Below are 24,656 nucleotides of genomic sequence, written 5' to 3' on the forward strand. Positions count from 1 at the left end.
ACTGGTGCCCCCGACAAGGTTCGAACTCGTGACCCCCTGATTACAAATCAGGTGCTCTACCAACTGAGCTACAAGGGCAATCCAGTGCCTTGCCAACTATCAGATTCTGACTTGGTGTAAAGCAAAAATTGATGACACTGCATCAGCGAATAGCTTTTCCACATCACCTGCGCTCGTCGTCCCCTTGACTATCATCGCGGCAAAGGCCCGGAAAATAAGCGAAGTATTTACGCAGCGGCGGTAAGATGGCGATGAAACATAACCATTGCAGCGAGAACGACGCCTCAGATGCGCGCGAGCATACAGAAAATACAGCTGACAGGCACGATCGTCATCGCCGCGAGTTCGATACTGCTGGCCACTCTGGCCGCAGTGCCAAGTGTCGCCAATTACCTGCGTTACCGCACCAATGCCGCCCAGCTCACCCGTTTCGAAACTGCACTTCAGTCCGCATGGCTGATCTCGGCCGAGCGCGGCCCTGCAAACAATCTGATGGGCGCATCCGCCCCCGATCCGAAGCTGGTGGAAGGGCTTGCGGCTGCACGCAAGGCGACGGATGACAAGCTGTCGGAACTTGAAGTTTCCTTCACCGAGGAAATCAAGGCCCAGCCTGAATTTGCCAAATCACTCGCCGAAACCCGCCAGAAACTGGCGCAATCCCGCGAGGCCGTGGATCGGGTTGCCGCGCTGCCCCCTGCCACACGCAGCCAAAGCGCCATGTCCAGCGCGATTTTATCGATGTTCAAGACAGCTGACAGCGTCAACCTGCTGCGCGGCAAGGCGGCACGCGCCGTCATCAAGGTCACGCCTGAAGTGGCGATCGATATCACCATGACCGGCACCGCCGGCGTGATGCGCGACAGGATCGGGCGGCTCGGCTCCTATGTGGTGATGAGCCTGCGGGCAAACAGGCAGGAAAAGCTGGGATATCGTGCAAGATTCGACAATGAGATGCAGAGCCTGCTGTCGCTGAAAGCGTCGCTGATCAACTACACCGCCGCCTATCTGTCGACGCCGCAACTGGACAAGGCGTTTCAGGATATGGAGACCTATTATTTCGGTCAGGCGCTGCGTTATGCGCAGAATACCATCGTGATAGCCATGCCCTCCGCCCAGCCGAGCATTCTTGAATTCTCCAGGAACTATATTGCCGGCATGCGCTCGTCCGATACGCTGCGCGACCTCATTCTCGCCGAAACCCGGGCAAGACTCGAAAAAAGGAAGAACGAGGCTCTGGTCTTTGGTGCAGCATCCCTTCTTCTCGCCGCCATCGCGGTTCTGGTCCTGCTGCGGCTCACTTCCGTCTATAGAACGGCGCTGTTCCAGCCCATGCAATCCGTCCGGGCGCAGATCGCCGCGATCGCCGCCGGAGACCTTTCCGAAGCCCGGTGTGAAGACAGGGTTGCTCCGGAAGTGAAGAAGATGTTCGAGGAACTTGATTTCCTGCGTGAGCAGCTTCGCCAGAAGGGCGAAATGGAAAACCAGCAGCGCGCGCTGGCCGAGCAGCTTCGCACGCTCTCTGAAACCGATGCCTTGACGGGCGTCTTCAATCGCCGCGCGCTGGAAAGGGCCGTCCGTGCCATATTGAGCGGCGAGGAACAATATCAGTCGCTCGGCGTGATGATTGTCGATATCGACCACTTCAAATTGATCAACGATCGTTATGGCCACACCATGGGCGACCTCGCGCTGCAAAAGACAGCGGGGCTGTTGCGCAGCGCGTTGCGCAAAAACGATATTCTGGCCCGTTACGGCGGTGAGGAATTCGTCGTCGTGCTGCAGAATGTCAGCCACGCCACCGCGACGGCAACCGCCGACCGCCTTCGCCGCCTGATCGAAGCGCAGATGATCGATGAGCAAAGCGGCCTGTCGCTGACGGCAAGCTTTGGCGTGGTGTGGCAGGAAGCGCGGGCGATAAACAGCTGGGACGAGTTGATCGCAATCGCCGACGACCGGCTTTATGAAGCCAAGCGTGCCGGCCGCAACCGCGTCTGGGCCACCTATTTCCCAAAGGTCGCCAACGGATAGCTGCTGGCATGGAACGGCAAGCTGCCGGTGGCTGGAGCATTTCCAGTCAGAACGGAAATCGTTTCTTACGTCGAAAAAACCCGAAAAATCTCTAGATCAGGTCCAGCGTCATCACGACAGGGCAATGGTCGGAAGCCTTGGGGCGATCCCAGCCGGTGCGCGGATAACGCTCCACCTCCTGCCCCGGCGGAAAGATGGTGCGATACGGCTGGCCCGCCCGGATGATTTCAGGAGCCCTTGCCGCGTTGATTTCAGCCAGACGTGGTGAAAGCCAGATGTAATCCAGCTGGCACAGATGCTGCTCCTGCGGCCCACGCGAATGATAAAGCGTCCAGCGATCCATGACATCGCGGCGCATCATCGGATTGGTAACGAAATCATCGGCGGTGAAGACATCGAGCGCGCTCCTCGCCTCCTCGACGGGCGTGAAACTATAGCCATTGCGCCGGTCGCCGGAAATCGCCACCCGCTCCTGATAATCGTTCATATCGCCGCAGATGGCGAAGTTCTTGTTGCGCGTATTGCCGACACCCCAGCGGTTTTCGATGATACGGCGCACGGCCATGGCTTCCGCTTCGCGGATCGGCATGGTGGCAAGCCGCGCATCGACCGGATCGCGGGAATTGGTCATGGATTTGAAGTGTGTGACGTAAAGCGTCAGCGGCTTGCCGCCGATCCGGAGGTCGATTTCCAGGCAATCCCGTTTGAAAATCTTGTCATCGATCTGGTTGGTGGCCGAAAGCGTCGGATTGAAGAGATCGAGATTGCGATAGGTCAGCGCCGCATGGCTCTTGATGTCGACCACCTCGATCTTGTCACCATCACGGGTCTGCTCGCGCATGACGACGGCGACATCGATGCCGCGGCTGTCATTGCCCTCGACCAGATATTTCTGCAGGTAGCCATTACCGACCATGCGGTAAAGATAACCATATTCGAAGGCCTGCAGCGCGGCCATGTTATCGACCTCCTGCAGGCAGAGAATATCGGCATCCGCGTCCGCTATGGCGAGCGCCGAAAGCTGGCGGGTATCGTCGGTGGAGGAGACTGTCCGTGCGCTTTCCAGCGCCTGATAGGTCGCCTCGTCCCTGATATCGAACAGCTGGATCGCCCTGTCGCGCCGCGTCTGGTTGCGAAAGCCGGTGAAATCAAAACGGGTGAGAAGATTTTCGATATTGAAGGTGGCAAGCCGAAGCGACATGGTTCATTCCTATTGCTGGAAGAAAAGCTTAACCGCTCCTGCCCTATCTCGCCAATAGTCTAAAGCCGCCACGCCGCCCTGATAGCAACCGGCAGCCGATCACCAATGGCAACCGCTTCCCGCGAATACGCCCTGAGCGCCTGCCCGTCCGGCAGGTCGAGACGGAGAGCATAACGCTCGCCCTCGTAAAGGACCGAGGTGACGGTGCAGCTGACACCCTCCGCGTCCCGCACCACATCCTGTGGCCGCACGAGAATATCCGCCTGCGGCAAGTGCCTGTCACTCTCCATCGCCGCCCGAAGCGCCGTCCAGTCAAGATCGCGCGAAACCCCTTCCGTTACCGGCAGGGTCAGGATCGCCCCCTGCCCCACCAGCGAACCGACAAGCCTGCCTTCCGGCCGCGCATAAAGCTCTGCCGGTGCCGCCACCTGCAAGAGCTTGCCCTGCGACATGACGGCGACATCGGTTGCCAGCGCCATCGCCTCGGCCTGATCATGGGTAACATAGATCATCGTCGCGCCGGAGCGGATGTGGAATTCGCGGAACGTCTCCTCCATCTCCTGGCGCAGATGCCGGTCGAGATTGGCGAGCGGCTCGTCGAGCAGTACCACGTCGGGCTCGGTAACGAGGCAGCGGGCGAGCGCCACGCGCTGCCGCTGGCCGCCGGACAACTCGGCGGGGCGGCGATCGGCAAAGCTCTCGAGGCGAACGGCGGCAAGCGCCTGACGCACCTTCTCGCGATATTTCTCACCGGAAATGCCGCGCACCTTCAAGGGGTAACCGGCATTGTCGGCAACCGACATATGCGGCCACAAGGCATAGGACTGGAACACCATCGCCATGTTGCGCCGCTCCGGCGGCACCATGCTGCCCCCATCGGCCAGCACGCGTTCGCCAAGCAGGATGGAGCCGTCGGTCGGCTGTTCGAAACCGGCAATCATGCGCAGCACCGTCGTCTTGCCGCAGCCGGAAGGGCCGAGCAAGGCGAGAAAGCCGCCATCGCGCACGGTAAGCGACACGTCGTCAACGGCAGGCTTCGATCCGGCTGCGAAATTTTTCGACAGGCGGTTGAGAATCAGTTTCGCCAAGGAACCACTCCTTTCGGCAGATAGCGCCCCAGAATTTCGAGCAGCAACATGAGGAAAATCACCATGATGACGACAAGCACCGAAAGCGCGGATGCAAGATCGAAGCTGCCGCTGTCATCGAGATTGTAGATGAGCACACCGAGCGTCTGCGTGCCGGCCGACCACAGGAGCGCCGAGACCGTCAGCTCGTTACAGGCGATCAGGAAAACAAGAATGACCGAAGCGCCCGCCGCCGGGCCGACCAGCGGCAGAATGATATCCGTGAGCCGTCGCCAGAAGCCGGCACCGGACAGCCGAGCGGCCTCTTCCAGCGACGGATCGAATTGCAGGAAGGCGCTGACCATGGGTTTCAGGCTGACGGCAAAGAAGGAGGAGAAATAGGCGAGCAGGATGATCCAGATCGTGCCGTAAAGCGTGATGCCCAACAACGGAATGGGGGCTGCAAAAAGCAGCACGAAGGACACCGAGATAACCACGCCCGGCAATGCATAGGGAATATCCACCAGGGCCGACAGCAGGAACATGAAGCGGCTCTTGCCGCGCACCAGGAAATAGGCGGTCAGCACAGTTACCGCCAGCAGGCAGAGCGATGTGGCGGTTGCCAGAAACAGCGAATTGCGGAAGGCGGTACGGGTGACGCTCTGGCGGTAGAGCAGTTCCTCATAGGCATGCAGCGTCGCGGTCTTGAGACTGAGCGGCACGCCATAGGCAGGCGCGAGCGAACTCGCCACCAGTGCCGCGAGCGGCGCAACCAGCATGAAGAACAGCACCAACCACAGGGCACATTCTACCGGCACCCGCCAGCGCGCCAGCCCGAAGGTCGCGGCCTTGCCGGAAAGGCCGATGATACGATAGTCCCTGCCCTTCATCGCCCGTTCCTGAAGCGCCAGCCCGGCGACCGAGATGATGGCGATCATGGTGGAGAGAATGGCGATATCGCCGAAGGTGCTGGTGCCGAAACTGGCGAAACGGCTGTAGATCAGCGTCGGCAGGGTAAAGATCGACCCCGGTATGCCGAGGATTGCCGGAATGCCGAAATTGCCGACATTGGACACGAAGGAAATCGCCGCCCCGGCGATCAGCCCCGGCGTGGAAAGCGGCAGGATGATATCGAACAGCACACGCCGCGGCGAAGCGCCCGAAAGCTTGGCAGCCTCGATGCCATCCTGCGGCAGCGCAAGCAGACCGGCGCGCAGCGACAGATAGACAAGCGGCGCGTGCTGCACGCCGAGCAGCAGCGCGATGCCCGCTATCGAATAAAGCGGCTGCGGCGATCCCATCGGCGGCGCAAGGCCGATGGCCTTCAACAGCGTACTCGACGGGCCGGTCATGCCGATCCACGACAGCGCCGTCACCTGCGGCGGGATCATCATCGGCAGCATGAACAGGAAGCTTAAGATCGACTTGCCGCGAATGTCGCAAAGCGTCAGCGAAAGCGCGAAGGCGCCGCCAATCGCCAGCGAGATCAGCATGCCGAAAAACGAGGTGGAGAGCGTGTTCAGCGCCGCATCCCAAAGGGCTGTATCAGCAAGAAGCCGCCATATGTCACCATTGAGTGATGAGATGATGCCGATATAGGCCAGCCGGCCGAGCGGCAGGGCACTGAGGGCAAAGACGACACTCACCACAAAAGGAAACAGCCAGCGCGGCTGGCTGCTTCCATAGGCATTTGAACGGGACATGCCGCTATATCAGCCCTTGGAGCCGAAAATATCGGAGAAGGTCTTCAGGTCCTGCTCGGAGTTCTTCAGCGCATCAGCAGCGCTGAGCGGCAGAACCTTGATCTTATCGCGGGCCGGGAAACCTTCCGGCATGCCGGCATCGGCACGAACAGGAATGTAGCCGAGCTTGACGAAGCCCTGCTGGCCTTTTTCCGAAAGCACGTAGTCAACGAACTTCTTGGCGGCTTCCTCGTGCTTGGTGCCCTTGATGATCGCGACCGGCTCGGTGACGGCCGAAACACCCTCTTCCGGGAAAACGAACTCGACCGGCGCGCCCTTGGCCTTTTCGCGGATCGGCATGTAATCGACGACCACGCCGTAAGCCTTTTCGCCCGAAGCAACAGACTTCAAAACCGCACCGTTGCCGCCGCCGGCAATGGCGTCATTGGCCTTCAGCTGCTTGTAATAGTCCCAACCGAGACCATCGGCAGCAGCAAGCGTCTGCGCATGGATCAGCGCCGCACCCGAGGTCAGCGGGCTCGGCATGGTCACGAGACCCTTGGCTTCAGCCTTCGCCAGATCCTTCCAGCTCTTCGGCTTCATCGCGGCAGCGGTGTTGTACATGATGCCTGTGGTGATGAGCTTGGTGGAGTAGTAGAAGCCGTCCGCGTCATAGAGCGAGGCGTCGATGTTCTTGGCTTCGGCAGACTTGTGGGCCAGCAACTGGCCAGCCTGCTTCATGCGCTCGAGCGTCACGGTGTCGGCAATCAACAGCACGTCGGCAACCGGATTGCCGGCGCTGATCTCGGCCATCAGCTTGGCCATGATCTTCGGCGTTCCGTCACGCACCCATTCGACTTCAAGACCGGGATTGGCGGCCTTGAAACCATCAACGGTCGCCTGCGCGTCCTCGTTCGGCTGGCTGGTATAGAGCACCAGATCGGCGGCATTGGCAGCGGTGGCGATGAAGCCGAGCGATACGATGGCGGTGAAAGCGGAAAGCAGCGTTTTCATGGGTCCAGTCCCTGTTGTTTGGTGGGACCGCTTAAACATGATTGCATAACATGTATGTGACAGACAGGATTTTTGGGGTGGGTTCTCTTGGCGCCAGCGGGGTTGAGAGGAACAATGTTCCCTGGTAGTCGCGGCTTACTCCCCTCTGCCCTGCCGGGCATCTCCCCCTCAAGGGGGGAGATCGGCAGGAGGCACTGACATCACTTCATTTTCAACTCTTCAGATAGGCGATACCTTAACCGCGAGTCGATCTCCCCCCCTTGAGGGGGAGATGTCCGGCAGGACAGAGGGGGGAAGCCGCACCCTCCACCGCTGCCGTAAGCCGCCAACATCAAATCGCCGGCAGCACTTCACCCGTTTCCGCCTGAGCCGTCGTAATCAACCGGCCAAGCCGCTTCATACCCTCTTCAATCATCGCCTCGTTGGCGCAGGAGAAGCTGATGCGCAGCGTGTTCGTGCCAGAACCATCCGCAAAGAATGCACGGCCGGGAACGAAGGCGACCTTTTCCGTGGCGATGGATTTTGCCAGCAGTGCGGCGCCATCCATGCCTTCCGGCAACGTGACCCAGATGAACATGCCACCTTCCGGCTTCGTCCAGTGCGTGCCCTTCGGCATGTACTTGTCGAGTGCTGCCAGCATCGCATTACGGCGGGCGCTATAGGCGGCCTTGATCTTGGCCACCTGCTTGTCGAAACCGCGCGAGGCGACACGTTCGATGGCGATCTGGTTGATGGTCGAGGAATGCAGGTCGGCGGCCTGCTTCATCAGCACCAGCTTGCGGATAACAGGTGCGGAAGCGACGATGTAACCGACGCGAAGGCCCGGTGCGAGTGTCTTGGAGAAGCTGCCGCAATAGATGGTGCGGGTGTTCTCGATGCCGCCGGAACGGGCAATGTCGAGCGCCATGATCGGCGGAACCGCCTCGCCATCGTAACGCAGCGACTGATAGGCGGCGTCTTCGATGACGGCGATGTCGAGCTCGTCGGCCAGCGCCAGAACCTTTTCACGGCCGGCCAGATCGACGGTCTCGCCGGTCGGGTTGGAAAAATCGGCCGAGAGATAGGCGAACTTCACCGCACCGCCATGCTTGGCGGCGGTTTTGCGGTAGGCCTCCGGCGTGCGGTTGCCGCCGGGATTGAGCTGGTCGTAATTCGGCTCATAGGCGTTGAAGGCGGAAAGCGCGCCGAGATAGGTCGGCCAGGTGACCAGCGCCGTATCCTTCGGCGACAGGAACAGCTTGCCGAGATAATCAAGACCCTGCTGCGAGCCGGAAACGATGAAAACATTATCGGCGGTGCAGTCGATGCCGATATCGGCCATCTCGCCCGCCAGCCATTCGCGCAGCGGCTTGTAACCCTCGCTCACCGAATATTGCAGCGCTGCATTGACCTGCGCGCCGGAAAAAATTTCGGCATAAGCCTGCTGGAACTCCTCTGCGGGGAAAAGAGCCGGGTCCGGAATACCGCCGGCAAAGGAGATGATATCGGGCTGTTCGAGCAGCTTCAGCAGCTCGCGGATTTCAGACGCTTTCATGCGCGAAGAGCGCGTGGCGAAAATTTGTTCCCAATCTAGCATGGGTACGTTTCCTCTTGTGTCGTTTTTATGCGTGCATCTTTACAGAAATGTCGATATGTCAGCAATACTGACTTATCAGTTTTTCGAATTATTTCTGCCTCCCTGCACATTGCCCGCAGCCGGCCCTCCCTGAGGCCCGTTTTTGCGGACAAAGCCAAATACACCCTCCCGCAAAGCTTCACAATCTCACCTTTGCGATTGACGCGGCAAGCTTTTCCGGCTGGATTGCGGCCAAGCGCCGTGACGCGGCGAAAGCATCCATGGGAGTGAGACAACATGCTGAAAAATATCGATCCGGCGCTGAACGCCGATGTGCTGCACGCGCTGCGCGCCATGGGGCACGGCGATACGCTGGTGATCTCCGACACCAATTTCCCGTCCGATTCGGTTTCCCGTCACACCACGGTCGGCAAGGCGCTGCACATCGACAATGTATCGGCCGCGCGCGCCATGCAGGCGATCCTGTCCGTCCTGCCGCTCGATACGCCATTGCAGCCCTCCGTCGGCCGTATGGAGGTGATGGGTGCTCCCGATCAGCTGGAACCGGTACAGGTCGAAGTGCAGGCGGAAATCGACGCGGCGGAAGGAAAACCCGCCCCGATGTATGGCATCGAGCGTTTCGCTTTTTACGAAAGAGCCAAACAGGCCTATTGCGTCATCACGACAGGCGAAACGCGGTTTTATGGCTGCTTTCTGCTGACAAAGGGCGTCATCCCGCCGAAGTAAGCGAACGCTGACAGTGGAAACGACACACGAATTCGGGTGCGTTGTCGTCAACCGCTTGCGCCCAGAACGAAAAAGGCCGGAGCTTTCGCCCCGGCCTCCATATCTTCCACCAAACAATGAAGCTTAGTTGACAGCCTTGTCGACCAGCTTGTTCTTGCCGATCCAGGGCATCATACCGCGCAGCTTGGCGCCGACTTCTTCGATCTGGTGAGAGTCGTTGTTGCGGCGGATGCCCTTGAAGCGGGCGCCGCCGGCCTTCCATTCCTGCATCCACTCGGTGGTGAACTTGCCGGTCTGGATGTCGTGCAGAACGCGCTTCATTTCTGCCTTGGTGTCGGCGGTGATGATGCGCGGACCGGTGACGTATTCGCCCCACTCGGCCGTGTTGGAGATCGAGTAGTTCATGTTGGCGATGCCGCCTTCATAGATCAGGTCGACGATCAGCTTCACTTCGTGCAGGCACTCGAAATAGGCCATCTCAGGCGCATAACCGCCTTCGACCAGCGTTTCGAAACCAGCGCGGATAAGCTCGACGAGACCGCCGCACAGAACGACCTGTTCGCCGAAGAGGTCGGTTTCGCACTCTTCCTTGAAGTTGGTTTCGATGATGCCCGAACGGCCGCCGCCAACGCCGCAGGCGTAGGAGAGAGCGAGTTCAAGCGCGTTGCCCGAAGCGTTCTGGTGAACGGCAACGAGGCAGGGAACGCCGCCGCCCTTCTGGTATTCGCCGCGAACCGTGTGGCCGGGGCCCTTCGGTGCGATCATGACGACGTCGAGCGATGCCTTCGGCTCGATGAGGCCGAAGTGAACGTTGAGGCCGTGTGCGAAGGCAATCGCTGCGCCATCGCGGATATTGCCGGCGATGTCGGCCTTGTAGATGTCGGCCTGCAATTCGTCAGGCGTCGCCATCATCAGCAGGTCGCCCCACTTGGCGGCCTCGGCAACGGTCATGACCTTGAAGCCGTCGGCTTCTGCCTTCTTGACGGTCGGCGAACCGGCCTTCAGGGCGATGACGACGTTCTTGGCGCCGGAATCCTTAAGGTTCAGCGCATGGGCGCGGCCCTGGGAGCCGTAACCAACGATGACGACATTCTTCGCCTTGATGAGATTGAGATCGGCATCACGATCATAATAAACGCGCATTTTATGGTCCTTCCCTAATGCTTGTCTCTCAGTTGTCTGAACCGGAATCTCAGGCGGGTTTGCCGCTGAGTTCCGAATGTACCTTTTCCGTCCCGTAGAGCGTCAGAAAGGCGACGACCGCCTTCTTTGCCCGGGCGGAAAAATCCTTGTCCGGCGCCTCGCCCAGCAGCATGCGCACATGCAGATCCGAAACGATGAGACCGTAAAAACTGCGATACGCCTCTTCAGCGTCATCGAAACGCAGGTAGCCGGAACGGCGACCCGCCTCGATCAGTCCACGGGCGCGGCGGTCGATCTGGCGACGGCCGCGCTCGAGCAGCAGATCGCCGAGCTTCGACCCGTCGCGGCTCGCCTGTCCGATGGCCAGACGGTTGAGCGCCAGCGACACATCACCCGCCAGAACATCCAGCAGATCATGCGCGAAAACCTCGAGATGATCGGCAAGCTGCGGCGCGGAAACGCGGTCGCCTGCCTTTTCGAAGGTGCGGACCTTGCTCTGCTGGAATGTAATCATCGCCGCCAGCAGGCCGTCCCGGTCACCAAACCACTTATAGAGGCTTTCCTTGGAACAGTTGGCGGCGCGCGCCAGCCCGGATGTGGTGAGCGCTTTTTCGCCGCCCTCGACCAATAGACGCAATGCCTGGTCCAGAACGGCGTTCTGACGCGGCGAAAATTCCTGCGCTGTGATCGGGTCGGAAGCCAAGTCTTTTCCACTCCAGGGGCTCGATTAATGTACCGTACGGTACGGTTCGAGCGCCATTTAAGCGGAGGCTGCTTCCCGGTCAAGCGGATTCTTCGGAGGAGGACGAGAATTGACGCGCTGCGGCATCGCCATGCGCCGCAGCATGAAGCGTGGCAGGCGCCGGCATTCAGTTCTCGATGTCGAACCGGCTTCTCGCCTTGCGTATCGCATCGTGATTATCGAGCGCCCATTGAATGACGACTTTAAGCGGCGTGTAGAGCGATGCGCCGAGCGGGGTGATGCTGTATTCCACGCTTGGCGGCTTCGTCGGAAAGACCTGCCGGTGAATATAGCCTTCGCGCTGCAAATCCCGCAGTGTCTGCGTCAGCATGCGTTGGGAAATATCCGGCACCATGCGCCGCAGCTCGCCGAAACGGTAGGGCTTCGATGCTATCGCCCCCAGCAGCAAAGTGGACCATTTGCCGCCGATCTGGCTCATGACGTCCCGCACGGGGCAATCGGCAACACTGGTGGCGGAAAACACCAGCCCGAAGGCCTCGTCCAGCCTGTTTTCCTGCCTCGCGGGCCCGACAACATTCATAAGCATGGTTCCCTTTTGGTAACGATCCGCACAGAACCTGCCTTCTTTACAGCCTTTCGGCAATTCCTATTTTAGTGCTGCTCTCTTTTTGAGACTACCGAAAGGATAAAAATCATGAACAGAATTCTGGTGACCGGCGCCGCCGGACAGCTTGGACAGGCCGTCATCCGCCACCTCCTGGAGACCTACAATGTCCCGGCCGCCAATATCGTCGCCGCCACCCGCGACGTATCCCGGCTCTCCGCGCTTGCAGCAAAAGGCGCCGAAGTGCGACGCGCGGATTTCGACGATCCCGCATCGCTTGACGCCGCCTTTTCCGGCATCGACACGCTGCTGGTCATCTCCACCGATGCGCTCATGGTCCCCGGCCTTCGCCTCAGACAACACCAAACGGCGGTGGAGGCAGCCACAAGAGCCGGTATCCGGCATATCGCCTATACGTCGATGCCAAGCCCCGACAAATCGCTCGTCAGCTTCGCACCCGATCATCTGGGAACGGAAACAGCGATCAAGGCAAGCGGCCTGCCCTACACCATTCTTCGCAATGCATGGTATTTCGACAACCACCTGCACGGCATGCCGCAAAATCTGAAGAATGGCCAGTGGTTCACGGCCCGCGGCAACGGCAGGGTCGCCGATATTTCCCGGGAAGACTGCGCCCATGCTGCCGCCGCCGCACTACTGAAACCGGCGGAAAACCGGACCTATACGCTGACCGGGGCGGAAACATCGGCGGCCGACGGTCTGGCTTCCCTGATAAGCGAGGTGACGGGCAAGCCGCTTGCCGTGGTGCAGGTCACGCCCGAGCAGCTCAAGCAGGCCATAACAGCGACGGGATTGCCTGAGATCATTGCCGGCATGATCGCTTCCGCCGACGCCAATATCGCCGCCGGAAACTTCGACATCGTGACCCGAGACTTCGAAACGCTGACAGGTGCAACGCCGCAATCCGCAGCGGATTTCTTCAGCGCGCATAAATCCGCACTGCTGGGCTGAAATGCCGGCCCGTTCCACCCCGCGCCGGGACGGAACGGGCTTTAAAACAGCGACCGTTGCTCAAGCCCGAAGGGTCGAAGGCGAAACAGCCTGTTCCGCCGCGATAATCTCACGCGAAGCATCAATATCCCGCGACGGCGACAATCCGTAAAAGCGGCTATATTCGCGACTGAACTGCGACGGGCTCTGGTAACCGACACGATGGCCGGCAGTGCCGGCATCCAGCCGTTCAGCAAGCATCAGCCGGCGCGCCTCATGCAGCCGCAGCTGCTTCTGGTACTGCACCGGCGTCATGGCCGTGATCGTCTTGAAATGGTGATGGAAGGACGACACGCTCATGCCGATATGCTCGGCAAGGTCTTCGATGCGCAGCTGGCGCGCGAAATTCTCCCGCAGCCAGGCAATGGCGCGGGCGATGCGGTTGCCCTGGCTGCCGGCCGCAATGATGTTCATCAGCTGCCCGCCGGCTGGCCCTGTCAGAATGCGATAGAGGATTTCCTGCTCGATCAGCGGCGCCATGGCGGCAATCTCTGTTGGACGATCGAGCAAGCGCAGCAGCCGGATCGCCGCATCCAGAAGCTCCGGCGTGGCAGCGTTGACGACGATGCCGCGCTGCGCATTCGCGGGCTCCGTCGGCGTATCGATCGGCACGCGGCGCATGAGATCGAGCAGCTTCTCGCTGTCGATGGCAAGCGCGATGCAGAAATGCGGCACCTCTTTGCTCGCCTCCACCACCCGCCACGCGACCGGCAGGTCGAGCGAGGTCAGCAGATAGTCGCCGGCGCCGTAATTGATGGTATCCGTTCCCAATTGAACACATTTCGATCCCTGTATCACCATCGCCAGACAGGGACGGTAGCTACCGTGGCACGGCGCGCTCGGCGCAGTACGCCGGCTGATGCCGAGGGATTCGATTGCCGTCTGCACCTCACCGTCACGGGTGGCATGCCGTGCGGCGATGGAGGCGATCTCCTGATAGACATTGAACGGCAAGGACATGAGGGGAATCCCTTAACTGAAGGAAGAGATGCGTTAGATGCCACTTATCTAGAAAGCCACCCGACTTCCGCAAAGAGCATGCCCGCATATTTTTGCAGGATCGTGCAAAAAGCTCGGAGGATCGCTCTAACGCCGCCTCGCACTTCCATTGCATATTCCGCCGTCCCCAACTCCCGAAAGGATATTCAGATGGCTATTGCAAGAGGTTATGCTGCGACCGACGCGTCCAAGCCGCTTACCCCGTTCACCTTCGAACGCCGCGAGCCGAACGATGACGACGTCGTCATCGATATCAAATATGCCGGCATCTGCCACTCGGACATCCACACCGTCCGCAACGAATGGAAGAATGCCGTCTTCCCGATCGTGCCGGGTCACGAAATTGCCGGTGTCGTCAAGGCTGTCGGCTCCAAGGTCACGAAGTTCAAGGTCGGCGACCATGTCGGCGTCGGCTGCTTCGTCGATTCCTGCGTCGGCTGCGCCACCCGCGATCTCGACAACGAGCATTATATGCCCGGCCTCGTCCAGACCTATAACGACGTCGATCCGTTCACGAAAACCGCAACCCATGGCGGTTATTCCGACTCGATCGTCGTCAAGGAAGGTTATGTCCTGTCGATCCCGGACAACCTGCCGCTCGACGCTTCCGCACCGCTTCTCTGCGCCGGCATCACGCTTTATTCGCCGCTGCGCCGCTGGAACGCCGGCCCCGGCCAGAAGGTCGCGATCGTCGGCATGGGCGGCCTTGGCCATATGGGCGTCAAGCTCGGCGCGGCCATGGGTGCGGATATCACCGTGCTGTCCCAGACGCTGTCGAAGAAGGAAGATGGCCTGAAGCTCGGCGCGAAGGAATATTACGCCACCAGCGACGCCTCGACCTTCGAGAAGCTGGCCGGCACCTTCGACCTGATCATCTGCACGGCCGGCGTCGCCATCGACTGGAATGCCTATCTCGGCCTCCTGAAGCCCAAGGGCAGCATGGTCGTGGTCGGCGCACCGGAACATCCGATCCCCGTCCACGCCTTCGCGCTGATCTTCGGTGCGAAGAACCTGTCGGGTTCGATGATCGGTTCGATCAAGGAAACCCAGGAAATGCTGGATTTCTGCGGCGAGCACAACATCGTCTCGGAAATCGAGACGATCAACATCCAGGATGTCAACGAAGCCTATGAGCGCGTGCTGAAGAGCGACGTGCGGTATCGCTTCGTCATCGACATGGCGTCGCTCGACGCGTGAGTCTTGGATTGGGGCAAACCCGCCCCATCCGCACGCCGTCACCCCGGACCAAATCCGGGGTCCAGCCAGCTCAAGTCCTTGGGCTGAAAAACTCTTCTCGCCGCGCAGAAGCGCGGTGGCTGGATGCCGGATCAAGTCCGGCATGACGGAGGAGTAGTTTGGCGCAGCTACCATAACATAAGGGCGGGAAGCCATGCTTCCCGCCTTTTCCTTTGCCTGCCCGGCCCTCAGGCCTCGTCCTTCAGCGTCTCTTTCTGGGTAATCAGCCGCGCACTGTGCTGGCCGCTCAGATAAATCCACAGCCAGCTCCACGCCACGGCAAGTCGCGAACGCGTTCCGATCAGGAAGTAGATATGGGCAAGGCCCCAGATCCACCATGCCAGCACGCCCTTGAGCTTGAACCTGCCGAAATCGATCACCGCCGCACGTTTGCCGATGGTGGCGAGATTGCCCTGATGGCTGTAGCGGAAGGGTGCAGGCGATGGTTTGCCGTCCAGCCGCGCCCTGATGACCTTTGCAACATAAGCGCCCTGCTGCTTCGCCGCGGGCGCAATGCCCGGCACCGGCTTGCCATTTTCCTGATTGACGGCGGCCGTATCGCCGATGACGAAGATATCGGCATCGTCTTGCAGATTGAGATGCGGGCCGACAATGGCGCGCCCCGCCCTGTCAGCCGCCGCCCCTAGCCACTTCGCGGCGGGAGACGCCTGCACACCGGCGGCCCAGACAACCGTGCGGCAGGGATAATAAGTGTCGCCCACCGTCACGCCCTCATCGCTGCAGGCCGTCACCGGCGTACCGAGCAGAACCTCGACACCCAGTTTTTCGAGCGCTTCCTTGGCATAAGCAGAAAGATCCTCGGTGAAAACCGGCAGGACACGCGGGCCGGCCTCGACAAGCAGCACGCGGGTCTGGCGGGTGTCGACATTGCGGAATTCCGCCGGTAGCGCCTTATGGGCCAGCTCGGCGATCATGCCCGCCATTTCCACGCCCGTCGGGCCCGCCCCGATGATGACGAAGGTCAGCTGCGCCTGCCGCTCCTCTTCGCTGGTGGCAAGTTCAGCCCTTTCGAAAGCCAGAAGCAGACGGCGGCGGATCGTCGTTGCATCTTCCAGCGTCTTGAGACCGGGGGCGGAACGCTCCCACTCGTCGCGACCGAAATAGGCATGGCGCGCGCCGGTGGCCAGCACCAGCGTATCGAAACCGATCACCTGACCCGAACTTAAATGCACGGTCCGCGCCGCCCGGTCTATGCCGGTCACCTCCGCAAGCAGGGTCGTTACCTCCTTGCGGTCGCGGTAAAGATGGCGGATCGGCCAGGCGATTTCGGATGTCGCCAGCGCCGTGGTCGCAACCTGATAAAGCAGTGGCTGGAACAGGTGATGGTTGCGGCGGTCGATCAGTGTGATGCGGACAGGGGCCCCCTCCAGCCCATGTACCAGTTGTAAACCGCCGAAGCCTCCACCCACGACGACAACATGATGTTCTTGCATATGTCTCTGCCTTCAAAAGCTCGCGCACGGAGCATGCGCAGCCAGAGCATAGGCGAAAAAATTGACTTTGGTTATGAAATAGGCTGACCACAGGCCTGACAAAAACGCCGGACTGTTTCAACCATGCCATATTCCAGCGCATCCGCCGTCAATCCGTGACCGATAGAAACTTCAGCCAGATAAGGAATGCGTTTCATCAGCCTGGGCAGGTTTGCGACAGTCAGGTCATGGCCGGCATTGACGGCAAGTCCGAGTGCCGCAGCATGGTCCGCCGTCTGTCCGAGCTTCTCAAGAAGCGCCTCGCCTTTTTGCGGATCGTCAAAACAACCGCCATAGGGGCCGGTGTAAAGTTCGATACGCGCCGCACCCGTTTCAGCCGCCAGTTCCACCGGCTCGCGTTCCCCGTCACCATCGGCAAACAGTGAAACCCGCATGCCGCCAGCCTTCAGGCGTCCGACAACTTCCTTCAGGAAAATGCCGTGCCTGCGAAAATCCCAGCCATGATCGGATGTCGCCTGCGAAGGATCATCCGGCACCAGCGTTACCTGTTCCGGCTGGGTCTTTTCGCAAAGAACGAGAAAATCCTCGGTCGGATAACCTTCGATGTTAAATTCCGCCTTGGGAAAGCTGTCATCGATCAATGCGCGTAACACCGGCAGGTCTGAAAAGCGGATATGGCGCTGATCGGGACGAGGGTGTACAGTCAGGCCGCTTGCACCCGCAGCGAGTGCCAGTTGCCCGAAATGCGCGACATCCGGCCACGGAAGATCGCGGCGGTTACGCAGCATGGCGATTGCATTGAGATTGACGGAAAGTTTTGCGGGCATGGCGTCTGGCTCCGGTTCGGAATCTGCATCCTGTTTCACGCAGGTTGACGCCGACCGCAAGGAGGCCGATAAAATTTTTTGGAACACGGGAACGAAAACACACAATACACGTTACGGTTCTTATGTAGCGTTTGGCATGATGTCTTGATCAGGAGACGGACCGTTGCGGGGGAACAAGCAACGGACGTCTTTTAAAAGCAGGCGCGCCGCCAAAGAGCGCAAAGGGGGGAAACAATGCAGGATGGCCGTATGCCGTTTGAACACGGCGACGAGGACAAATCCAATCTAAGGCTCAGCAGCTTTTTACCTGACATAAGCCTGCCCTCTTCCCTGCCCGCCGAACCGGTGCCCATTGCCGATATGGCCAATATCTTCGGAGTGACCCACCGAACGCTTCATTTTTATGAAGAAAAGGCGCTGCTGACATCGAAGCGCATCGGCCAGATGCGGGTCTACACCCATCGCAACGTCCAGCGCATGGCGGTCATCAATGTCTGCCGCGAGGTCGGCATTTCGGTTGCCGCCATTACCGACATCATGGAAAAACTCGTCCGCTCCCTGTCGCAGGAAGAGGCGGACGACATTTTCCACGCCGCGCTGAGACAGCGGAAGAGAGAATTGACGGCCGAGCTTTCAACCCTTCAGCGTCAGGCACAGCAGATTGAAGAATTGCTCGTCATCGATAGCGATGCGGATGGCTTTGACGGCGCTGAACGTGGTCCGGCCAAGGACATTGCCCTCACCGATACCGAACGGAAATGTCTGGAATTGATGGCAGAAGGTTATGCGCCGGTGCGTCTCGCCCGGGCTCTTGGCCTTTCGGGCAGCGATCTCAACGCGCTTGAGGCGAAGATCATCGGCAAGTTCAGTGCCAGCAACCGCTTTCAGGCGGTCGCCAAGGCAGTCCTGCTTGGTGTTATCCGCGCATAAAAGCCTGCCGAGGAAAGTGCGTAGCGATTTTCCGCCCGGACAATGCGCAGACAAGGAGATTGAGCCAATGCCCAATCTCAACGAACGATCGTAAGCGTCTCGGCCGCGCGGGTAATGGCTGTGTAAAGCCACCGCTCACGTGAATCCCGGAATGCATAGCTCTCGTCGAAAAGAACCACATTGTTCCACTGCGAACCCTGCGCCTTGTGCACGGTCAGTGCATAGCCGAAATCGAATTCGTCATAACGCTTGCGGGTCGACCACGGAATTTCGGTCTCGACATCCTCAAACGCCGCCTTCAGCAATTTGATCTTGGCCGCACCGCGATCCATATCGTCGTCTTCCGGCCGGATCATCAGGTTGATGCCGGGCTTCACCGTCTCGCGCGAGGAGCTCATGACCTGCCAGAGCGAGCCGTTCAGCAGGCCCTTGGCCGGATCGTTCCTGAGGCAGACCAGCTTGTCACCGGATTGCGGATAATCGGCCGAAAAACCCTTGAGTTCACGAAGCCGCTGATTGTAGCGGCGGCGCGTGCGATTGGTGCCGACCAGCACCTGATCGGCTTCCAGCACCAGTGACTGCGTCACTTCCGACTTCGAGATCACCTGCGCCGAGCCATAATCGCCGCGCATGATCTCGCGGCCCTCGCGCACATCCATGGCAAGATGGATGATGGGATTGTCCTTGGCCTGACGGTGGATTTCCGAGAGAAGATAATCCGGCTCCTGCTCGGTGAAGAAACCACCACCCGATACCGGCGGCAACTGTCCCGGATCGCCAAGCACGAGGATCGGCGTGCCGAAGCTCATCAGATCCTTGCCGAGCTGCTCGTCCACCATCGAACATTCATCGATGATGATCAGCGCTGCCTTGGCGAGCGGGCTCTGGCGGTTGATGGAAAACATCGGCGCGACCGAGGTCTTGCCGGTTTCCTCGTCTTCCACCGTTTCTTCACCGCGCGGGCGGTAGATCAGCGAATGGATGGTGCGGGCATTGGTCGCCCCGCGTGAACGCAGCACCTGCGCTGCCTTGCCGGTGAAGGCCGCAAACAGCACTTCACCATCGACATTTTCAGCGAAATGTTTGGCAAGCGTCGTCTTGCCCGTTCCGGCATAACCGAACAGCCGGAAAACCGGCGTCCGGCCTTCCTTCAGCCAGCGGGAAACAGCCTTGAGCGCTTCGTCCTGTTGCGGTGAAAATAACATGCGCCCTCATCGCAGGATTCGAGCACCCTGCGCAACAGAAAAAGAACGAAAGATGAATCGTGACACCAGAATGCGGCAATAAAACACGGCTGGTTTTTAAACCACGGCGGCTATCATGCCGCGTATGAAGATATTGATTCTCGGCGCGACAGGTTTCATCGGTTCGGAGGTGATGCGCAGCCTCCACGGCAGAGGCCATTCCATCACCGGCCTGGCCCGCTCCGTCAGACGCGCCAAAGACAAGTGGCCTTTCGCCAACTGGATATCCGCCGATCTCGCCCACATGACGCAAGCACCAGACTGGGACGTGCTGGTGAGGGATCATGACGCCATCGTCAATTGCGCCGGCGCGCTTCAGGACGGTCTTTCGGATGACCTTGCAGCGACGCAGGAAAAAGCCATGCTGGCGCTTTACGCGGCGGCGGCGCAGGCGGGCGGCAGGCTGCTGATCCAGATATCGGCCCGCACGGCGGGAGCGGCAGCCGACCTGCCCTTTCTCGCCACCAAACGCCGCGCCGACGCAGCACTGGCCGCAAGCGGCCTGCCCTATGTCATTCTCCGCCCTGCGCTGGTTGTCGGGCGCAATGCCCATGGCGGCACAGCACTGGTGCGCGCGCTTGCCGGCTTTCCCCTCATGCTGCCACTCGTCAATGGCGCGATGCCGGTTCGCACGGTCGCAGTCGAGGATGTGGCCACAGCCGTCAACGCGGCGATCAAAGGTGAAATCCCGCCGGGCAGCGATCTCGAACTCGCCGCAGAAGAGCCGCTGACATTGCAGGACGTGGTCACCACGCACCGGCAATGGCTTGGCCTGCCCCCTGCCCCTGTCGTAAACCTTCCGGCTGCCTTTATGCGACCCGTCAGTCTGATGGCGGATGCCGCAGGCGCGCTCGGCTGGCGCTCGCCGCTGCGTTCAACCGCCATGACAGTGATGTCGGAAGGCATCGTGACGGAGGATGAGGCGCGAGCGAGGACGTTGTCGCTCAAGCCCCTGACGCAGACACTGGCCGCCCACCCTTCCGGCGTGCAGGACCTGTGGTTTGCCAGGTCCTATCTGCTCAAACCGCTGGTCATCCTCTGCCTGTCTCTATTCTGGCTGCTATCAGGCCTCGTACCGCTGCTGAACATCAACGGAGCGGCAACGCATTTTCTGCCCTTCATGCCGCAGGCACTGGCAGTCGCACTCACACTCGCCACCTGCCTCCTCGATGTCGCCCTCGGCGTCACCGTCCTGCTGCGGCCGCTGGCCAGAAAGGCGCTCATCGGCATGCTGCTGGTCAGCGCCGCTTACCTCGCTGGCGGCAGCCTGCTGGAGCCGGGCCTGTGGCTCGATCCGCTCGGTCCCTTGGTCAAGGTTCTGCCTTCCATCGCCCTGACACTTGTCGCCCTTGCCACGCTGGATGAACGCTGATGACGCTTGAGGAACTGCTGCGGCTTGCCCATGTCATCGGCGCAACGGTGTTGTTCGGCACCGGCGCGGGCATCGCATTTTTCATGGTCATGGCGCGGCGAACCGCAAACCCGGCGCTGATCGCGCATGTGGCAGGCACCGTCGTTATCGCCGATACGATCTTCACCGCCACGGCCGCGATCATTCAGCCGGTGACGGGCTATCTTCTCGCGCGCATCATCGGCTGGCCGCTGACCGAAGGCTGGATCGCCCTTTCGCTTGGCCTTTATGTCTTCACCGGCATTTTCTGGCTGCCGGTGGTGTGGATCCAGATCCGGCTGCGCAATATCGCCAGAGACTGCGCCGCCACGGGACAGGCCCTGCCGGCGCAATGGTTCCGCCTTTACCGCATCTGGTTCGCCTGCGGTTTCCCCGCCTTCTTCGCGGTCCTCGGCATCATCTGGCTGATGCTCAACAAGCCGGATATTCCCCTGTTCGGCTGATGCCGCTCAATGGGCCGCCTGCTTTTCGACAAGCTGCGCCAGCTGCTCCGCGACCGTGTTCCAGCCATCGAAGAACCCCATCTCCGCGTGCTTATCGCGATCCCCGGGGTTTCTGTGCATGGCATAGGCCACATATTCCATGCCCTCCGGGTGATCACGGAAAGTCATCACGGCGGTGAGGAACGGACGGGCGGAGGGGCGGAAACCCGCCGTCAGCGCATCGGTGAAAACCAGACGCTCGCCATCATCCACCGCCAGAAAACAGCCGCTGATATGGTCGCCGAATGCCGTGCCGTCCTCGCTGTAGCGCGTCTCAAAAGCGCCGCCGGGGTGAAGCTCCATTTTCTCGACGCGGCACTGGCCGGGATGTGGCACCCACCATTGTTCAAGGCTGCTCTTATCGACCCACGCATTCCACACAAGCCGGCGCGGCGCCCTGATGATCCTCGAAATCTTCAGGTCGAGATCGGGATTAAAAGTCTCGGTCATTGGTCATTCTCCTCTTTGCCTGACGCTCTATCCTGTTGCGCCATGACGAATTGTTCGAGCCGGTCCGTGCGGCCCTCCCAGATGGCGCGCTGTTGCGACAGCCAGCCATCCAGCATGGAAAACCGCTGTTTCTCCAGCATGCAGAACCGCACCCGGCCCTGCTTGCGGGTGACGATCAGCCCCGCCTCTTCCAGGTGGCGGATATGTTTCATGAAGGACGGCAACGCCATGTCGAAGGGTTCGGCCAGCGTTCCGATGCTCGCCTCCCCGCCGCCAAGCCTCAGGATCACCGCCCTGCGGGTCGGATCGGCAAGAGACTGGAAGATATCGTCGAGCGCGTCTGAATAGTTTTCCATAAGGCTAACTATCACGATAAAATACTTAGCTCAATGGATAAGTTTTAAAATCGCAAAAATCGTGTCGCGACAGGGAATAAACCCGCCGCCTGCGGTGTCTCTTGATCTGTTGGCGGCAAAGCCCGCCCGAACCAAGGAGGATATGTCCATGAAGATCCGCTTTATCGTTCCCGCCCTCATTCTGGCTTTTGCCGGGACGGCCTATGCGGCCCCGGCGGTCGAAACGGTCAAGACCGACAAAGGCAATGTACTTGCCGGCGAAAAAGGCATGACGCTCTACACTTTCAAGAACGACAAGAAGGGCGTATCCAATTGTTATGACAAATGCGCGGTAAACTGGCCGCCGTTTTTCGCAGCCACTGGCGCCAAGGCCGAGGGGGCCTATACGATCGTGACGCGCAAGGACGGCAAGATGCAATGGGCAAAGGACGGCATGCCGCTCTATTACTGGGTCAAGGACATGAAAAAGGGCGACGCCACCGGTGACGGTATGAACGGTGTATGGGATGCCGCAAAACCCTGATGGCATGAATGGCAAAACGCGGGGGAGCTTCTCCCCCGCAGCCGGCACCTTCGAAGCGGAGGTTCTGGCGCTGATACCCATGCTACGCCGTTATTCCCGCAGCCTTTCCCGCTCGGATGCAGATGGCGAAGACCTTTTGCAGGACTGCGTGGAAAAAGCGCTCGTCAATAAAAGGCAATGGCGCGGAACGGGTTTGAAATCATGGGCTTACACGATAATGACGAATCTTTATCGCAACCGCCACCGCGCCGAGAAACGCCACCCATCCGAAAGCCTTGATGGCCATGAGGCCATCGCCGTCACCGATCAGTTGTCCGATACGCTGGAGAATGATCGGCTGCACGGCGCGCTCGCGCTTCTTTCGCCTGATATGCGGGCGGTTTTGATGCTGGTGACGGTGGAAGGCTACAGCTACCAGGAGGCGGCCGAGATGCTATCGATCCCGCTCGGCACCGTCATGTCCAGACTGTCCCGCGCCCGCGAAACCCTTCGCCAGCAGCTGGCGGCGGACAATATCATTCCCCTGCGGAGACCACGATGAAACGGCCCGATGCCATAACCGAAGACGACCTGCACGCCTATGTCGACGGGCTTCTTTCCGACGATGACCGCGCGGCTGTCGAGGCGTGGCTCGCAGAAAGACCTGAAGAGCAGGCCCGCGTGCAGGACTGGAAACAGCAGGCCGACACTCTTCGCAATGCCTTCGCTTCCTATGCCGCCGCCCATCCGCACGATGCATCGATGCTCAGCCCACCGAAAGCGGACCGTACCTGGCGGCTGAAACCGGCTATTGCCAAAATAGCTGCCGCCCTCATGATCTTTGCTGCGGGCGCCACAGCTGGCCGGCTTCTGCCGCCATCCGCCTCCACACCGCAGGACGTGACGCTGGCGTCGCTAACGACGGATATTCCGGCACAGGCAAAATCCGCCTATCTCATCTATGCAAGCGAAGTGCGCCACCCCGTCGAAGTTGGTGCGGGAGAGCAGCAGCATCTCGCGACATGGCTCGGCAAGCGGCTCGGTTATCCCTTTGCGATCCCTGATCTTTCCAAGATAGGATACGATCTCGTCGGCGGGCGTCTCATTCCCGTCAGCGGCAAGCCGGGCGCGATGCTGATGTATCAGGACAAGACGGGCCGCCGGGTGACGGTACTGATCGGCCACAACGAGGAAAACCGCACCACCAGTTTCCGCATGGCAAGTGCGGACGGTATCGAGACTTTCTACTGGATCGACAACGAACTCGGTTACGCGGTGTCGGCCGAACTGACACGCGACGAGGTGCAGGCAATCGCCGAGGAATGTTACCGGCAATTCCCCACGTGAAGGCTGTTATTTCAGCATCGGCCAGAGGCTGATGACGAGCAGCACGGCCATGGTGATGTTGAACCATTTGAGCCGGACCGGCACGGACAGCCAGTCGCGCAGCGCAGAGCCGAAACCTGCCCAGGTGGACACGCTGGGAAGATTGACGGCGGCGAAGGCCACGCCAACCACCAGAACAGTGACGAAATATTGCGCCTCGTTGGTGTAGGTCGCCATCGCCGTCACCGCCATTACCCAGGCTTTCGGATTGACCCACTGAAAGGCTGCGGCGGCAAGGAAGCTCATCGGCCGCGATGCGGCCTTTCCTTCATTCAGGCTGCGGGAAGTGCCGATCTTCCAGGCGATCCAGACGAGATATAGCCCGCCGGCGAATTTCAGCCCAGTATAGAGCAACGGCACGGAATGCAGCACCGCACCAAGGCCTAAACCGACGCCGATCAAAAGCGACAGAAACCCCGCGCCGATACCCAGCATATGCGGGATGGTGCGGCGGAACCCGAAATTCACGCCTGACGTAAACAACATCATATTGTTCGGGCCGGGCGTGATGGACGTGGTGAAGGCAAACAACACCAGTGCAGCGAAGGTTTCAACGGTCATGATCTCTCCTGTGAAAGAGACCCTAGCCACACGACCACTATCAAACCAGCCCGGCAGACCGAT

Annotated in this window: 25 protein-coding genes and 1 tRNA gene; 10 read left to right on the top strand and 16 right to left on the bottom strand. The window is 60.1% G+C overall.

The window, feature by feature from the left end; translation table 11 throughout:
• Positions 1–2 precede the first annotated feature (2 nt).
• Positions 3–78, bottom strand: a tRNA-Thr gene (locus tag QSV77_RS08245).
• A 210-nt stretch (positions 79–288) separates the two neighbouring features.
• Here QSV77_RS08245 and QSV77_RS08250 point away from each other — a divergent pair.
• On the top strand, positions 289–2,028 hold the full coding sequence (locus QSV77_RS08250) for a GGDEF domain-containing protein (protein WP_302733100.1): 1,740 nt from the start codon (positions 289–291) through the stop codon (positions 2,026–2,028).
• Between the two features lie 91 nt (positions 2,029–2,119).
• On the opposite strand, the gene QSV77_RS08255 is transcribed toward QSV77_RS08250, so the two are convergent.
• The 5 genes from QSV77_RS08255 to QSV77_RS08275 all read right to left on the bottom strand — a co-directional run bounded on the left by QSV77_RS08255 (position 2,120) and on the right by QSV77_RS08275 (position 8,568).
• Positions 2,120–3,229, bottom strand: a complete 1,110-nt coding sequence (locus QSV77_RS08255) for an endonuclease/exonuclease/phosphatase family protein (RefSeq protein WP_142840202.1) — start codon at positions 3,227–3,229, stop codon at positions 2,120–2,122.
• Between the two features lie 59 nt (positions 3,230–3,288).
• Positions 3,289–4,317 (bottom strand): ABC transporter ATP-binding protein, encoded by a 1,029-nt coding sequence (locus tag QSV77_RS08260; RefSeq protein ID WP_142840203.1) that lies wholly within the window; start codon positions 4,315–4,317, stop codon positions 3,289–3,291.
• Complete coding sequence (locus QSV77_RS08265) at positions 4,305–5,999, bottom strand: iron ABC transporter permease (RefSeq protein ID WP_302733101.1); 1,695 nt, start codon at positions 5,997–5,999, stop codon at positions 4,305–4,307. Before QSV77_RS08265 ends, QSV77_RS08260 begins: the two co-directional genes overlap by 13 nt.
• 9 nt (positions 6,000–6,008) lie before the next feature.
• A complete protein-coding gene (locus tag QSV77_RS08270; protein ID WP_302733102.1) occupies positions 6,009–6,992 on the bottom strand; it encodes an ABC transporter substrate-binding protein in 984 nt (327 codons plus the stop codon).
• 331 nt (positions 6,993–7,323) lie between these two features.
• Positions 7,324–8,568: a PLP-dependent aminotransferase family protein gene (locus QSV77_RS08275; protein WP_302733103.1), complete on the bottom strand. Its 1,245-nt coding sequence runs from the start codon at positions 8,566–8,568 to the stop codon at positions 7,324–7,326.
• A 276-nt stretch (positions 8,569–8,844) separates the two neighbouring features.
• Between QSV77_RS08275 and QSV77_RS08280 the strand changes: the two genes are divergently transcribed.
• A complete protein-coding gene (locus tag QSV77_RS08280) occupies positions 8,845–9,294 on the top strand; it encodes an RbsD/FucU family protein (protein ID WP_302733104.1) in 450 nt (149 codons plus the stop codon).
• Between the two features lie 123 nt (positions 9,295–9,417).
• Here the strand turns inward: QSV77_RS08280 and ilvC are convergent, their stop codons facing one another.
• From ilvC to QSV77_RS08295, 3 genes are all read right to left on the bottom strand, one after another.
• Positions 9,418–10,437 (bottom strand): ketol-acid reductoisomerase, encoded by a 1,020-nt coding sequence (gene ilvC, locus QSV77_RS08285; RefSeq protein WP_142840209.1) that lies wholly within the window; start codon positions 10,435–10,437, stop codon positions 9,418–9,420.
• Positions 10,438–10,486: 49 nt separating this feature from the next.
• On the bottom strand, positions 10,487–11,140 hold the full coding sequence (locus QSV77_RS08290) for a TetR/AcrR family transcriptional regulator (RefSeq protein ID WP_003507581.1): 654 nt from the start codon (positions 11,138–11,140) through the stop codon (positions 10,487–10,489).
• Positions 11,141–11,306: 166 nt separating this feature from the next.
• Positions 11,307–11,720 carry a helix-turn-helix domain-containing protein gene (locus QSV77_RS08295; RefSeq protein ID WP_302733105.1) on the bottom strand — a complete coding sequence of 138 codons (414 nt, stop codon included), beginning with the start codon at positions 11,718–11,720 and terminating at the stop codon, positions 11,307–11,309.
• Positions 11,721–11,831: 111 nt separating this feature from the next.
• Between QSV77_RS08295 and QSV77_RS08300 the strand changes: the two genes are divergently transcribed.
• A complete protein-coding gene (locus QSV77_RS08300) occupies positions 11,832–12,716 on the top strand; it encodes an SDR family oxidoreductase (protein WP_302733905.1) in 885 nt (294 codons plus the stop codon).
• A gap of 60 nt (positions 12,717–12,776) precedes the next feature.
• On the opposite strand, the gene QSV77_RS08305 is transcribed toward QSV77_RS08300, so the two are convergent.
• The gene (locus QSV77_RS08305; protein ID WP_271362124.1) at positions 12,777–13,715 is read right to left on the bottom strand and encodes an AraC family transcriptional regulator; all 939 of its coding nucleotides are present in this window, start codon (positions 13,713–13,715) and stop codon (positions 12,777–12,779) included.
• A gap of 189 nt (positions 13,716–13,904) precedes the next feature.
• Between QSV77_RS08305 and QSV77_RS08310 the strand changes: the two genes are divergently transcribed.
• Positions 13,905–14,951: an NAD(P)-dependent alcohol dehydrogenase gene (locus tag QSV77_RS08310; protein ID WP_142840213.1), complete on the top strand. Its 1,047-nt coding sequence runs from the start codon at positions 13,905–13,907 to the stop codon at positions 14,949–14,951.
• 227 nt (positions 14,952–15,178) lie between these two features.
• Here the strand turns inward: QSV77_RS08310 and QSV77_RS08315 are convergent, their stop codons facing one another.
• Both QSV77_RS08315 and QSV77_RS08320 read right to left on the bottom strand, forming a co-directional pair.
• The gene (locus QSV77_RS08315; RefSeq protein WP_271362125.1) at positions 15,179–16,444 is read right to left on the bottom strand and encodes an NAD(P)/FAD-dependent oxidoreductase; all 1,266 of its coding nucleotides are present in this window, start codon (positions 16,442–16,444) and stop codon (positions 15,179–15,181) included.
• 71 nt (positions 16,445–16,515) lie between these two features.
• Positions 16,516–17,271 (bottom strand): pyridoxine 5'-phosphate synthase, encoded by a 756-nt coding sequence (locus QSV77_RS08320; RefSeq protein WP_302733106.1) that lies wholly within the window; start codon positions 17,269–17,271, stop codon positions 16,516–16,518.
• A 234-nt stretch (positions 17,272–17,505) separates the two neighbouring features.
• On the opposite strand from QSV77_RS08320, the gene QSV77_RS08325 reads away from it, so the two are divergent.
• A complete protein-coding gene (locus QSV77_RS08325) occupies positions 17,506–18,201 on the top strand; it encodes a MerR family transcriptional regulator (RefSeq protein ID WP_302733107.1) in 696 nt (231 codons plus the stop codon).
• Between the two features lie 77 nt (positions 18,202–18,278).
• Here the strand turns inward: QSV77_RS08325 and QSV77_RS08330 are convergent, their stop codons facing one another.
• On the bottom strand, positions 18,279–19,406 hold the full coding sequence (locus tag QSV77_RS08330; RefSeq protein ID WP_046798120.1) for an ATP-dependent RecD-like DNA helicase: 1,128 nt from the start codon (positions 19,404–19,406) through the stop codon (positions 18,279–18,281).
• 124 nt (positions 19,407–19,530) lie between these two features.
• On the opposite strand from QSV77_RS08330, the gene QSV77_RS08335 reads away from it, so the two are divergent.
• Positions 19,531–20,817 carry an SDR family oxidoreductase gene (locus QSV77_RS08335; protein ID WP_302733906.1) on the top strand — a complete coding sequence of 429 codons (1,287 nt, stop codon included), beginning with the start codon at positions 19,531–19,533 and terminating at the stop codon, positions 20,815–20,817.
• Positions 20,817–21,299 carry a DUF2269 domain-containing protein gene (locus tag QSV77_RS08340; protein WP_302733108.1) on the top strand — a complete coding sequence of 161 codons (483 nt, stop codon included), beginning with the start codon at positions 20,817–20,819 and terminating at the stop codon, positions 21,297–21,299. The genes QSV77_RS08335 and QSV77_RS08340 overlap by 1 nt, the downstream gene beginning before the upstream one ends.
• Positions 21,300–21,305: 6 nt before the next feature.
• Here the strand turns inward: QSV77_RS08340 and QSV77_RS08345 are convergent, their stop codons facing one another.
• Both QSV77_RS08345 and QSV77_RS08350 read right to left on the bottom strand, forming a co-directional pair.
• Positions 21,306–21,788, bottom strand: a complete 483-nt coding sequence (locus tag QSV77_RS08345; protein WP_302733109.1) for an SRPBCC family protein — start codon at positions 21,786–21,788, stop codon at positions 21,306–21,308.
• On the bottom strand, positions 21,785–22,144 hold the full coding sequence (locus QSV77_RS08350) for a helix-turn-helix transcriptional regulator (RefSeq protein ID WP_302733110.1): 360 nt from the start codon (positions 22,142–22,144) through the stop codon (positions 21,785–21,787). Before QSV77_RS08350 ends, QSV77_RS08345 begins: the two co-directional genes overlap by 4 nt.
• Positions 22,145–22,292: 148 nt before the next feature.
• On the opposite strand from QSV77_RS08350, the gene QSV77_RS08355 reads away from it, so the two are divergent.
• From QSV77_RS08355 to QSV77_RS08365, 3 genes are read left to right on the top strand one after another with little or no spacing between them, the layout of a single operon-like run.
• Positions 22,293–22,667, top strand: a complete 375-nt coding sequence (locus tag QSV77_RS08355; protein ID WP_302733111.1) for a hypothetical protein — start codon at positions 22,293–22,295, stop codon at positions 22,665–22,667.
• Complete coding sequence (locus tag QSV77_RS08360) at positions 22,651–23,208, top strand: RNA polymerase sigma factor (RefSeq protein ID WP_302733113.1); 558 nt, start codon at positions 22,651–22,653, stop codon at positions 23,206–23,208. Before QSV77_RS08355 ends, QSV77_RS08360 begins: the two co-directional genes overlap by 17 nt.
• Positions 23,205–23,993, top strand: a complete 789-nt coding sequence (locus QSV77_RS08365; RefSeq protein WP_302733114.1) for an anti-sigma factor — start codon at positions 23,205–23,207, stop codon at positions 23,991–23,993. Before QSV77_RS08360 ends, QSV77_RS08365 begins: the two co-directional genes overlap by 4 nt.
• Positions 23,994–23,999: 6 nt before the next feature.
• Here the strand turns inward: QSV77_RS08365 and QSV77_RS08370 are convergent, their stop codons facing one another.
• Positions 24,000–24,593 (bottom strand): LysE family translocator, encoded by a 594-nt coding sequence (locus tag QSV77_RS08370; RefSeq protein WP_302733115.1) that lies wholly within the window; start codon positions 24,591–24,593, stop codon positions 24,000–24,002.
• Between the last annotated feature and the right edge of the window lie 63 nt (positions 24,594–24,656).

This window comes from Agrobacterium sp. V1, from assembly GCF_030518355.1.
Taxonomy (GTDB): domain Bacteria; phylum Pseudomonadota; class Alphaproteobacteria; order Rhizobiales; family Rhizobiaceae; genus Agrobacterium; species Agrobacterium cucumeris.

Coding starts and splice junctions, on each gene's coding strand:
- QSV77_RS08250 (WP_302733100.1), top strand. CDS start 289: ATGCGCGCGAGCATACAGAAAATACAGCTGACAGGCACGATCGTCATC.
- QSV77_RS08255 (WP_142840202.1), bottom strand. CDS start 3,229: ATGTCGCTTCGGCTTGCCACCTTCAATATCGAAAATCTTCTCACCCGT.
- QSV77_RS08265 (WP_302733101.1), bottom strand. CDS start 5,999: ATGTCCCGTTCAAATGCCTATGGAAGCAGCCAGCCGCGCTGGCTGTTT.
- QSV77_RS08270 (WP_302733102.1), bottom strand. CDS start 6,992: ATGAAAACGCTGCTTTCCGCTTTCACCGCCATCGTATCGCTCGGCTTC.
- QSV77_RS08275 (WP_302733103.1), bottom strand. CDS start 8,568: ATGCTAGATTGGGAACAAATTTTCGCCACGCGCTCTTCGCGCATGAAA.
- QSV77_RS08280 (WP_302733104.1), top strand. CDS start 8,845: ATGCTGAAAAATATCGATCCGGCGCTGAACGCCGATGTGCTGCACGCG.
- ilvC (WP_142840209.1), bottom strand. CDS start 10,437: ATGCGCGTTTATTATGATCGTGATGCCGATCTCAATCTCATCAAGGCG.
- QSV77_RS08295 (WP_302733105.1), bottom strand. CDS start 11,720: ATGAATGTTGTCGGGCCCGCGAGGCAGGAAAACAGGCTGGACGAGGCC.
- QSV77_RS08305 (WP_271362124.1), bottom strand. CDS start 13,715: ATGTCCTTGCCGTTCAATGTCTATCAGGAGATCGCCTCCATCGCCGCA.
- QSV77_RS08310 (WP_142840213.1), top strand. CDS start 13,905: ATGGCTATTGCAAGAGGTTATGCTGCGACCGACGCGTCCAAGCCGCTT.
- QSV77_RS08315 (WP_271362125.1), bottom strand. CDS start 16,444: ATGCAAGAACATCATGTTGTCGTCGTGGGTGGAGGCTTCGGCGGTTTA.
- QSV77_RS08320 (WP_302733106.1), bottom strand. CDS start 17,271: ATGCCCGCAAAACTTTCCGTCAATCTCAATGCAATCGCCATGCTGCGT.
- QSV77_RS08325 (WP_302733107.1), top strand. CDS start 17,506: ATGCAGGATGGCCGTATGCCGTTTGAACACGGCGACGAGGACAAATCC.
- QSV77_RS08330 (WP_046798120.1), bottom strand. CDS start 19,406: ATGTTATTTTCACCGCAACAGGACGAAGCGCTCAAGGCTGTTTCCCGC.
- QSV77_RS08335 (WP_302733906.1), top strand. CDS start 19,531: ATGAAGATATTGATTCTCGGCGCGACAGGTTTCATCGGTTCGGAGGTG.
- QSV77_RS08340 (WP_302733108.1), top strand. CDS start 20,817: ATGACGCTTGAGGAACTGCTGCGGCTTGCCCATGTCATCGGCGCAACG.
- QSV77_RS08345 (WP_302733109.1), bottom strand. CDS start 21,788: ATGACCGAGACTTTTAATCCCGATCTCGACCTGAAGATTTCGAGGATC.
- QSV77_RS08350 (WP_302733110.1), bottom strand. CDS start 22,144: ATGGAAAACTATTCAGACGCGCTCGACGATATCTTCCAGTCTCTTGCC.
- QSV77_RS08355 (WP_302733111.1), top strand. CDS start 22,293: ATGAAGATCCGCTTTATCGTTCCCGCCCTCATTCTGGCTTTTGCCGGG.
- QSV77_RS08360 (WP_302733113.1), top strand. CDS start 22,651: ATGCCGCAAAACCCTGATGGCATGAATGGCAAAACGCGGGGGAGCTTC.
- QSV77_RS08365 (WP_302733114.1), top strand. CDS start 23,205: ATGAAACGGCCCGATGCCATAACCGAAGACGACCTGCACGCCTATGTC.
- QSV77_RS08370 (WP_302733115.1), bottom strand. CDS start 24,593: ATGACCGTTGAAACCTTCGCTGCACTGGTGTTGTTTGCCTTCACCACG.